Raw genomic sequence first — 10,870 nt, 5'->3', positions numbered from 1 at the left:
GGCCATACGAAAACCGCTGGTGGACAACACCTTCGGGAATGCAGAGGAAGCAGGCATGGCAGCTCAGCGACTCATGAACATGATGTTCGGAACGATCTGCTCGCAGGTCGTCGGTACCGCCGCCCGCCTCGGGCTGGCCGATCACCTCGGCGACGACGAGCTCGATCACCGGGAACTGGCCGTTCGGACCGGAACCCACCCCGGCGCGCTGGCCCGGCTGCTGCGGGCGCTGGCAGCCCTGGAAATCGTCGTCGAGGTCGCCCCCGGCCGCTTCCGGCTGGGCGAGACGGGCAAGCCACTGCGCACCGATCGGCCCGATTCCCAGGCCGCCGCGGTACTGCTGTTCACCGACCCGGCCCTGCTGGATTCCTGGAAGCTGACCGAGCAGGCGGTGCGCACCGGGCAGCCGACCTTCGAGGATCTCTACGGCATCGATTTCTTCGGCTTCCTCGCCACCCGGCCCGAGCTGTCCGAGCGGTTCAACGCGACCATGCGCCAGGTCAGTCTGCCTATCGCGCAACTGGTTCCGGTGAGCTACGACTTCACCCGGTTCGGCACGATCGTCGATATCGGCGGCGGCGACGGGACCCTGCTGTCGCAGATCCTGAAGGGCGCGCGCGCACTGCGTGGCATCGTGTTCGACTCACCGACCGGGGTGGCCGAGGCTCCCGCGACGCTCGCCGGGGCCGCTGTCGCCGACCGTTGCCGGGTCGAGGCCGGCGATTTCTTCGACGCGGTCCCCGTGGGCGGGGATCTGTACGTGCTCAAGAACATCCTGCACGACTGGGACGACGAGCGCTGCGCCACCATCCTCGACCGGTGCCGCCGGGTGATCCCGGCCGACGGCAGGCTGCTGATCGTGGAATCGGTGCTGCCCGATGTGGTCGACACCGCCGACCCGGCCCCCTACCTCACCGATATCAGCATGCTCGTCAACATGGGCGGCCAGGAGCGCACCCGTGCCGAGTACGAAACCCTGTGCGGCCGAGCCGGATTCGCCGTCATCGCGGTGCACCCCACGGTCTTCCCCACCTCGTACTCGCTGATCGAGGCCATCCCGGTCTGAACGGAACACCACTGATGCCCGTCACGCCCCGGCCGATCGTGGTCGACCTGCTCTCCGACGATTTCCACGCCCGCGCCCACACCGTCTACGACGAACTGCGGGCGCGCGCACCGATCGTCTTCGCCGAACTCCCCGAACAACCGGGCCGCGGATTCTGGATGATCACCGGATATGCGGCCGCCGAGGCCGCGCTGCGCGACCGCAGGCTGGCCAACAATCCCCGCGCGCTGCTCTCTCCCGCCCAGCTCGCGGCTCGGACGCGCGCGGGCATCACCGAGCCGCCCAACACCATGCTGCTGTCGGACCCGCCGGAACACACCCGGTTGCGCCGGGTCGCGCAGCAGGCGTTCACGCCGCGGTCGGTGACAGCCTTGCGCCCCACCATGATCCGGCACGCCGAACGCCTGCTCGACGACGCGGAGCAGGTGGCGGGCGACGGTGACGACACGGTGGACCTGCTGCACGCCTATGCCTACCCACTGTCGCTGGCCGTGCTCGGCGACATCCTCGGCTTCCCCGAGGAATGGCACCCCGGCTTGCGCGACCTGGCCGTCCGCGCCGCGACCGCCGCCACCCCGCTGTCCGGTCCGGATCCAGTGCTGCGCGACCGGCTCGACGCCTACACCCGTGAGCTCGTCGTGCGCAAACGGCGCACGCCCGGTGACGATCTGGTCAGCAGGCTGGCGCACCCGGAGTCCGGCCGGGAAGCACTGTCGGACCCCGAACTCCAGGCCATGGTCGGGCTGCTGGTGGCCGCGGGCTTCGAAACCTCGGCCGGCCTGATCGCCAGCGCTGTGCTGTCGCTGCTCACCCACCCGGACCAGTGGGCCGCCCTGCGCGCGGATCCGTCGCTGGCCGCTGCCGCGGTGGAGGAGACCATGCGCTACTGGGGTCCGGTCGAATCAGCGACCATGCGCCTGGCGCTGTCCACGCTGGAACTCGGCGGACAGCGCATCGAACGCGGCGATCGGGTGCTGGTGTTCACCGCTGCCGCCAACCGCGACCCCGCCCACGTCCCCGATCCGCACCGCTTCGACATCCACCGCGCGCCGCGTCCGCACCTCGGGTTCAGCGGCGGCATCCACAACTGCTTGGGCGCGGCACTGGCCCGCACCGAGGTCGCGATCGCGCTCACCACCCTCGTCGCTCGCTGGCCCGGCCTGCGCCCGGCCGACGGCGCGACCGACCCGAGCTGGCGGCCCGGTATGGGGCTGCGCGGCCTGCGCGCCCTTCCGGTCCGGCCCTGACACCGCGCCGCATCCCGACCGCGCCTCGGCATGAGGAGTTCGACCATGACATCCCGGCACCCGCCGGAACTCGAGTACATCGACGTCGGCCCCCGCCTCGGCGCACCGCGGCCGATCCGCGAGTCCTTCGCCGGATCCGGTGGCCCGTGCCCACCCGCGCACCGCCCACTGACGCCTGCCGATCCCACCGCACCCCGAACCGAACAGTGAGCACAATGAACCGGCCCACCACGCTCGACGCCGACGGCTACGTGCACAGCACGCGCCCGCACACCGGCGACCCGCTCGCCCTGGCCACCGCGATAGCGGCTTCCAGCCAGCTCACTGACTTCGCCGTATACGAACAGCCCGGCCGCTGGTACGTGGCGGGAAACCCGGTCGGCGCGATCACCGTCGGGCCGGATCGGGTGCGCAGCACCCTCGGCGGCGACCACACCGAATCCTGGTCCGGCACACCGTGGCCGCAGATCCGTGCCGCGCTCGCGCGAGCGCCGATTCCTGGGTGGCGGGCCTACGGCTGGGCCTGTTTCGAGCTACAGAACCCGTCGATAGCGCCGCCCGGCGAGGTCCTCGCGTACATCATGGTGCCCGGAGTGGAACTCGAGATCACCGGCGACGCGGTCCATATCAGGAGCTACGGCGCCCCATTCGATCTCGACCTGCCCGAGAACTACCGCCCCGCAACCGAACCGACGCCGATGCCGGTGGACGAGATCGACACCGCCTACCTGCGGCGGGTGCGCGCGGCGCTGGATCGCATCGGCGCCGGCGAGTTCGACAAGGTGATCATGTCCCGCCGGGTCGACCTGCCGTTCGCGGTCGATATGCCCGCCACCTACGCGGCGGTCCGGCGCGCCAACACCCCGGCCCGCTCGTTCCTGCTCGACCTCGGCGGCTGGCAGGCCGCGGGCGTCAGCCCGGAGACCGTGCTCGAGGCCGACGGCGCGGGCCTGGCCACCACCCAGCCACTGGCGGGCACCCGGGCCCGCACCGGCGATCCCGGACGCGACCGAGCGCTGCGCGATGAACTGCTCGCCGACCCGAAGGAGATCTACGAGCACGCGACCTCCGTGCGGCTGGCCTTCGCCGAGCTGGCCGGTGTCGGCAGCGCCACCCGAGTCAGCGAGTTCTTGACCGTCAAGGAGCGCGGCAGCGTGCAGCATCTCGCGTCCCGGGTCGAGACGCTCCTGCCCGCCGATCGCGACGGCTGGGACGCCCTCGCTGCCGTCTTCCCGGCGATCACCGCCTCCGGCATCCCGAAGGCGCCGGCCTGCGCCGCCATCGACGAACTCGAGCCCGGCGCCCGCGGCCTGTACAGCGGCGCCGTCCTGCGCGCCGACAGCACCGGAAACCTGGACGCCGCACTGGTTTTGCGGGCGGTCTACCAGCGCGACGGCCGCAGCTGGCTGCGTGCCGGCGCCGGAGTTGTCACCGGGTCGACACCGGAGCGGGAGCACGAGGAGACCCGCGAGAAGCTGTCCTGCGTCGCTCCCTACCTCATCGCTGATCACTCCGGCCCGGCCACGGGCCGGTAGACAGCGCAGCACTCCGGCCCGGCGGCCAGGGACTACACCGCGGCACCGACCTTCCAGTGCCGCGCCTTGGTCTGCGCGGCCCACATGGCGCTGTAGCGACCCTCCCTGGCCAGTAGTTCGGCGTGGGTGCCGCGCTCGGCGATCACACCGTCCGCCAGCACCAAGATCTGGTCTGCGGCAACGACAGTGGAGAGCCGGTGGGCGATCACGACAACGGTCTTGTCTGCGACCAGGGCGTCGATGGCCTCCTGCACAAAGACCTCGCTCTCGGTGTCCAGTGCCGAGGTCGGCTCATCCAGCACGACGATGGGCGCGTCCTTGAGGATCGCGCGGGCGATCGAGATGCGCTGGCGCTCACCGCCGGACAGCGCGCCGCCGATCTCACCGACCCGGGTGTCGTAGCCGTGCGGCAGCCGTTCGACGAAGGTGTGCACGTTGGCGGCCCTGGCCGCGGCCTCGATCTGTTCCTGGGTGGCCTCCGGAGCCGCCATCGCGATGTTCGCCCGGATGGTGTCGTCGAACAGGTAGACGTCCTGGAACACGACCGCGACGTCGCGGTAGATCTGCACCGGGTCGAGGTCGCGCAGGTCGGTCCCGCCGATCCGGACCGCGCCGGCATCGGGGTCGGCGTACCGGGTCAGCAACCGGGTCACCGTCGACTTCCCGGAGCCCGAGGGTCCGACCAGTGCGGTGAGCGAGCGCGCGGGCGCGGTGAACGACACCCCGCGCAGCACCTGCGCACCGTCGCCGTACCCGAAACGCACGTCCTCGAATTCCACGTCGTGCCCGGTGATCCGGGCCTCCGGCGCGCGCACCGGCAACGGCGCGGTATCGAGCACCTCGCCGACGCGCTCCAGCGCCGAGTCGACGACCTCGAAGATCGCCGACATGTTGGCCATCGTCGACAGCGGTTCGGCGAAACGCACCGCGGCGGCCACCACGGCAATCAGCAGCGCCGCCGACAGCCGCAGATCGAGCACCAGGGCCGCGCCGGCAGCGACCATCGCGACCAGGCACAGCTGGACCACGCCGGCCGCCAGCAGGCCGGGCCAGGTCAGCCGCTTCTGCATCGCCGACATGGCCGCGTTCTGCTCCTCCAGGGTCTCGACCAGCCGTTGCGACGAGCTGCCCACCTGGCCGGTGGCGCGCAGCACCGGCAGCCCCTGGACGTACTCGACCACCCGGCTCGCGGCCGCGGCGTCGGCCGCATCGGTCCGGCGCGCACCCGCACCGGTGATCTGCTGGATGCGGCGGACGAACAACACCGCGAACGGCAGCGACACCGCCAGCACCAAGCCCAGACGCCAGTCGACCGCGACGACGATCGCGCCGATGATCACCGGGACGGTCACCATCTGGATGAACAGCAGCGCCATCCCGGACGACCCCATCGTCGCGTTGGCGACATTGCTGCCCATCACCGTGGTGAGATCGCCCGCCGCCCGGCGCTCGAGGTCGGCTTGCGGCATGGTCCGCAGCCGCTCACCCAGTCGCAACCGGGTAGCAGCGAGCACGTCGGCCCAGCGGCCGAACTCGAACCTGAGTTGTCCGTAGTGGCAAGCCGCCTGGAGCAGCCAGCACGCCACCAGCACCGCGAACCAGCGCCACGCCGCAGCGGTGTCGACCTCGGGACGGCTCAGCTGGTACAGAATCGGGATCAGCGTGGCATAGGCGGCCGCCTGCAGGATCGAGGCGAGCAGCGCGAACCACAGGGTGCGGCGGAACTCGTCGCGATAGTCCCCGGCGGCGAGCAGCATGAGTCGCAGGATTCTGCTCATCGGTTCATGACCTCCTCGATGGTGCCCGCGCCGAGGCCCCAGCCCCTGGCGCGCTGGTGGTGCTCCCAGAGCCGGGCATAGGTGCCGCCGGACGCGACGAGTTCGGTGTGCGTGCCGGTTTCGGCCACGCGACCGGATTCGAGCACCACGATCTGATCGGCGTCGACGATCGTCGACAGCCGGTGCGCGACCACGAGCACGGTGCGGCCGCGGGTGAGTTCGGCGATGGCGTCCTGGATGGCGGCCTCGTTCTCCGGGTCGGCGAACGAGGTCGCTTCGTCGAGGATGACGATCGGCGCGTCCGTCAGCAGGGCCCGCGCGATGGTGATCCGCTGCCGCTGGCCGCCGGAGAGCCGTGCCCCGCGCTCGCCCACCGGGGTGTCGTAGCCGTGCGGCAGTTCCGAGACGATGAAATCGTGTGCCCGCGCGGCCCGCGCAGCGGCCTCGACCTCGGCGTCGGTGGCCGAAGGCCGGCCGAGCCGGATGTTGGCGGCCACGGTGTCGGACAGCAGGAACGGGTCCTGGAAGACCATCGCCAGGTGCCGCAGCAGATCCTCGGACCCGATCTGGCGCACATCGACGCCGCCGACGAGGACCTGACCGGAATCGACGTCCCAGAACCGCGGAATCAGCCGTGCGACCGTCGATTTCCCGGACCCGGACGGCCCGACCAGGGCGCACACCGTCCCGCTCGGCACCGTCAGATCGACACCGTCGAGGGCGGCCCGGTCCGCGCCCGTGTAGCCGAAGCGGACGGAGCGGAATTCGATCGACCCGTCGGCCGGGGCCTGCGGATGCTGCGGCTCAGGCAGCGGCGCGATATCGAGCAGTTCGGCGATCCGCGCCGCACCGGCCTTGGAGTCGTTGATCAGGTTCGACAGGTTCATCAGCGGCACCACCGACTCCACCGGCAGGGTGCCGATGAGGATGGCGGCGATGAGCGAGGCGGGCGACATCGATCCGGCGGAGGTCAGCCAGATGCCGACCGCGGTCACGATGACGATGGTGGGCAGCGGCGCGACGGTCAGGTTGGCGAAGATCATCGCGGCGCGATTGTTGTTCTGCCAGTTGGTCGTAGCGACGTTGAACTGCCGGACCCGGTCGACGAACCGGCGGAAGGAGGCGGTGCCGTCGTCGAAGGTCCGCACCACCGGCATGCCCTGCACTAACTCGACCGTCGCGGCGTTGATCGCTTCGTTGGCCTCGTCGTAGCGGCGCCGGGTCTCGACGTAATCGCGCAGGCTCAGCTGCATCCCGATGAACACCACCGGCAGCACCAGCACGACCGCCAGCAGCAGCCGCCAGTCCACGAATCCCAGGGCGATCAATGCCGCGATGGGCTGCGCCAGCGTGAAACCGGCGAGCGGCACGGCGTCGGCCACTGCCATGTGCAGCCCGCGCACATCGTCCTGGACGATCTTCTTCACCGCGCCCGAGCCCAGCCGCTGCGCCTCCCCCAGCGGGACCCGGGCCAGATGCGCGGCAAGATCGCGGCGCAGGCGCTGCTCGAGATCGAACGATGCCAGGTGCGAGAGCAGGAAAGACCAGGCGCGCAACGCGAATCGGGCGAGGAACCCCGCAGCGGCGATCACGAGATAGGCCACGACCGCGTCGCTCGCGGTGTCCGCGGCCAGCAGTTCCCGCAGTGCCAGCGCCAGGCCGACGAAGCCGGCGACCCCCGCCGCGCCGCCGAGCGCGGCGACGGCGAGCGCGGCCATGAGCCGCCCGCGGACCGGCTCGGTCACCCGGAAGAGCGCGCTGCCCGGTGGCACCGCGTCCGCGTGGTCGGCCTGCTGCGGCTCCTGCCCCGCCTCGTCCACCTGGAGCGTCGCTCCGGTCCCTGTCATGTCACGGCTCCCTCGATCGCCCGCGCACAGCCCCGGCAGCCCCGGCAGCCGATGAATGAAAACGATTATCATTTCTGAGAGCTGGACTCTAGCACAGCTCGCACATCCGGCGAAGGTGCGAGCCCGGACCGCAACAGCATTTTCCTGACGCGTATTTTTATCATGGGACCACACCCCGACGACCCTGTCGAGAGCGTCGCCGGAAGAATGGAGCGCCGTGCCGAACTCCGCCCCCCGCCGCCGCGGCCGACCGATCCGACTGGAACGCGAGGCGGTGCTTGCCGCCACCGACGACATGCTCGCCACCGAGGGCGCGGGCGCTTTCAGCATGCGGCGGCTCGCCGGGCGGCTCGGCGTCAGCACGGCGGCGATCTACCACCACTTCCCCACCAAAGGCGCGTTGTTCTTCGCTGTCCTCAATGCCCGCGCCGACGACCTGCGGCAGCCGCGACTCCCCGCCGATCCCCGAGACCGGCTGGTCGCCATCGTCGTCTACCTCATCGACACCCTGCGCGAACTACCGTGGGTGGTCGACATTCTGCTCACCGGGGAAACCTACGGCCGGGCAGCGATGTGGATTCTCGACGAGTTCGTCGGCTGCGCCAGGGCGCTCGGCGCCACCGACGAGCAAGCGATCTACTGGTATTCGGTGCTCTGGCGCTTCACCCTCGGCGAACTCACCGCCCGCCGGGCCGCGGATGAGCGCGCCGACGCCGCCGCCCGCGGCCAAACGCGGCCACACTGGACCGATTCCGCCGCCCCCGATCTGCTCGACAGCTTCCCGGCGGCGCTCGCCGTGGTGCCGCACTGGACGGCAGCGGTGGCACGCTACGACACGGAGAAGGCCGTCCGCGACATCGTCGAAGGCCTCGCCGCAAACCTCCCGTCGGCCCATGACTGACCGGACCGCAGGACTGCGGAACTGTCGGAAGGGCTCAACGCGCGCATCAACTGCACGCCCGTCGCACAGCTTTCGGAAGAGCCGAACACCCGCTGGTCAGACCTTCTCACCGACCACGGTCAAACATCTCTGTGTGTGACCGTTTTGTGGCCGTTTTGCCCGTGACACGCCCGTCTTCGAGCTGATCCCCAGCTACGACAAAGGCCCCGCACCGGAACGTCTCCGGTACGGGGCCTCCGTCGAAACAGCTGCTAGGAGCTACTTTTCACGCACTGCAGATCACTTGGCAGCCAGCGCCTTCGCCTCACGGCGACGACGGTGCAGGATCGGTTCCGTGTAGCCGTTGGGCTGCTTGGTGCCCTCCAGGATGAGTTCCTTGGCGGCCTGGAAGGCGACGCTGCCGGCGAAGTCGGGTGCCATCGGACGGTAGTTCGGGTCGCCGGCGTTCTGGCGGTCGACGACCGGGGCCATCCGCTCGAGGCTGGCGATGACGTCCTCGGCGGAGACGATGCCGTGGCGCAGCCAGTTGGCCATCAGCTGGCTGGAGATACGCAGGGTGGCGCGGTCCTCCATCAGCGCGACGTCCTTGATGTCGGGCACCTTGGAGCAGCCGACGCCCTGGTCGATCCAGCGCACCACGTAACCGAGGATGGACTGGGAGTTGTTGTCCAGCTCCTGCTGCTTCTCCTCGGCCGACCAGTTGATGTCGGCGGCCAGCGGGATCTCCAGGATCTGGTCGACGGTGGCGCGGGCGCCGCCCTTGGCCAGCTCGGCCTGCCGCTTGAACACGTCCACCAGGTGGTAGTGGGTGGCGTGCAGGGTGGCGGCGGTGGGCGAGGGCACCCAGGCGGTGTTGGCGCCGGCCTTCGGGTGGCCGATCTTCTGCACCAGCATGTCGGCCATCAGGTCGGGCATGGCCCACATGCCCTTACCGATCTGCGCCTTGCCGGGCAGGCCGGTGGCCAGGCCGGTGTCGACATTCCAGTCCTCGTAGGAGGCGATCCACTGCTGGGCCTTCATATCGGCCTTGCGGACCATCGGCCCGGCCTCCATGGAGGTGTGGATCTCGTCGCCGGTGCGGTCGAGGAAGCCGGTGTTGATGAACACCACGCGGTCCTTGGCGGCGGCGATACAGGCCTTGAGGTTGACCGTGGTGCGGCGCTCCTCGTCCATGATGCCGACCTTGAGGGTGTTGCGCGGCACCCCGATGACGTCCTCGACGCGGCCGAACAGCTCGTTGGTGAAGGCCACCTCGTCCGGGCCGTGCATCTTCGGCTTCACGATGTAGACCGAGCCGGTGCGGCTGTTCTTCAGCTCGGCGTCGCCGCCCAGCGAGTGCTTGGCGATCAGCGAGGTGATCAGGCCGTCCATGATGCCCTCGGGCACCTCGTTGCCTTCGGCGTCGAGGATGGCGTCGGAGGTCATCAGGTGGCCGACGTTGCGCACGAACAGCAGCGAGCGACCGTGCAGCACCAGCTCGGAGCCGTCGAGCGCGGTGTAGACGCGGTCGGGGTTCATGGTGCGGGTGAAGGTCTTGCCGCCCTTGCTGACCTCTTCGGCCAGCGTGCCCTTCATCAGGCCCAGCCAGTTGTGGTAGCAGAGCACCTTGTCCTCGGCGTCGACCGCGGCGACCGAGTCCTCGAAGTCCATGATCGTGGTGACGGCGGACTCGAGCACCACGTCCTTGATGCCCGCGGTGTCGGTGCTGCCGATCGGCGATTCGGGATCGATCTGGATCTCGATGTGCAGGCCGTTGTGCTTCAGCAGGATCGAGGTCGGGGCATCGGGCTCGCCCTTGTAACCGACCAGCTGCGAGGCGTCGGCCAGGCCGATCTCGGTGCCGTCCTCCAGGCCGACCTCGAGCTCACCGTCGACGATCTTGTAGGAGGTGGAGCCGATGTGCGAGCCGGTGATCAGGGTGACGGCGTCGTCGAGGAAGTTGCGCGCCCACTCGATGACCTTGTCGCCGCGGACCTTGTTGTAGCCCTTGCCCTTCTCCGCGCCGTTGTCCTCGGAGATGGCGTCGGTGCCGTAGAGGGCGTCGTAGAGCGAACCCCAGCGGGCGTTGGCGGCGTTGATCGCGAAGCGCGCGTTCATCACCGGCACCACCAGCTGCGGGCCGGCGGTGGTGGCGATCTCGTCGTCGACGTTCTGGGTGTCGATCTGGAAATCGGCCGGCTCGGGACGCAGGTAGCCGATTTCGGTCAGGAAGTTCTTGTAGGCGGCCTTGTCGTAGTTCGCGCCCGGGTTCTCCCCGTGCCAGGCGTCGAGCTTGCCCTGGATCTCGTCGCGTTCGGCGAGCAGGGCGCGGTTACGCGGGGCGAGATCGTTGATCACCTGCTCCGCACCGGCCCAGAACGCGGCGGAATCCACGCCGGTACCCGGAAGCGCCTCGTTCTCTACGAACTCGTGGAGAACGCGTGCCACCTGTAGCCCGCCGACCTGAATCCGCTCTGTCATCTAAGCCTCACTTGTCGAGAAACGAGTAGGAAAAGT

Annotated in this window: 8 protein-coding genes; 5 read left to right on the top strand and 3 right to left on the bottom strand. The window is 69.7% G+C overall.

Annotation, left to right across the window (positions count from 1 at the left end; translation table 11 throughout):
• Window positions 1-55: 55 nt before the first annotated feature.
• From NOCYR_RS12885 to NOCYR_RS12875, 4 genes are read left to right on the top strand one after another with little or no spacing between them, the layout of a single operon-like run.
• Window positions 56-1,066 (top strand): methyltransferase, encoded by a 1,011-nt coding sequence (locus NOCYR_RS12885; protein WP_014350813.1) that lies wholly within the window; start codon window positions 56-58, stop codon window positions 1,064-1,066.
• A gap of 14 nt (window positions 1,067-1,080) precedes the next feature.
• The gene (locus tag NOCYR_RS12880) at window positions 1,081-2,313 is read left to right on the top strand and encodes a cytochrome P450 family protein (RefSeq protein WP_014350812.1); all 1,233 of its coding nucleotides are present in this window, start codon (window positions 1,081-1,083) and stop codon (window positions 2,311-2,313) included.
• Between the two features lie 45 nt (window positions 2,314-2,358).
• A complete protein-coding gene (locus tag NOCYR_RS29725) occupies window positions 2,359-2,523 on the top strand; it encodes a hypothetical protein (RefSeq protein ID WP_158430160.1) in 165 nt (54 codons plus the stop codon).
• A gap of 5 nt (window positions 2,524-2,528) precedes the next feature.
• Window positions 2,529-3,848 (top strand): salicylate synthase, encoded by a 1,320-nt coding sequence (locus NOCYR_RS12875; protein WP_014350811.1) that lies wholly within the window; start codon window positions 2,529-2,531, stop codon window positions 3,846-3,848.
• Window positions 3,849-3,880: 32 nt separating this feature from the next.
• Here the strand turns inward: NOCYR_RS12875 and NOCYR_RS12870 are convergent, their stop codons facing one another.
• Window positions 3,881-5,626, bottom strand: coding sequence for an ABC transporter ATP-binding protein (locus tag NOCYR_RS12870; protein WP_014350810.1), 1,746 nt, complete (start codon window positions 5,624-5,626; stop codon window positions 3,881-3,883).
• The gene (locus NOCYR_RS12865) at window positions 5,623-7,647 is read right to left on the bottom strand and encodes an ABC transporter ATP-binding protein (protein WP_231856072.1); all 2,025 of its coding nucleotides are present in this window, start codon (window positions 7,645-7,647) and stop codon (window positions 5,623-5,625) included. The genes NOCYR_RS12870 and NOCYR_RS12865 overlap by 4 nt, the downstream gene beginning before the upstream one ends.
• 43 nt (window positions 7,648-7,690) lie before the next feature.
• Between NOCYR_RS12865 and NOCYR_RS12860 the strand changes: the two genes are divergently transcribed.
• Window positions 7,691-8,374, top strand: coding sequence for a TetR/AcrR family transcriptional regulator (locus NOCYR_RS12860; protein ID WP_014350808.1), 684 nt, complete (start codon window positions 7,691-7,693; stop codon window positions 8,372-8,374).
• Window positions 8,375-8,653: 279 nt separating this feature from the next.
• On the opposite strand, the gene NOCYR_RS12855 is transcribed toward NOCYR_RS12860, so the two are convergent.
• Window positions 8,654-10,834, bottom strand: coding sequence for a malate synthase G (locus NOCYR_RS12855; protein ID WP_014350807.1), 2,181 nt, complete (start codon window positions 10,832-10,834; stop codon window positions 8,654-8,656).
• Between the last annotated feature and the right edge of the window lie 36 nt (window positions 10,835-10,870).

The organism is Nocardia cyriacigeorgica GUH-2, assembly GCF_000284035.1.
GTDB lineage: Bacteria > Actinomycetota > Actinomycetes > Mycobacteriales > Mycobacteriaceae > Nocardia > Nocardia cyriacigeorgica_B.
Note: the sequence above shows the minus strand (reverse complement) of the source record. Positions and strands in the feature narration are given on the sequence as shown.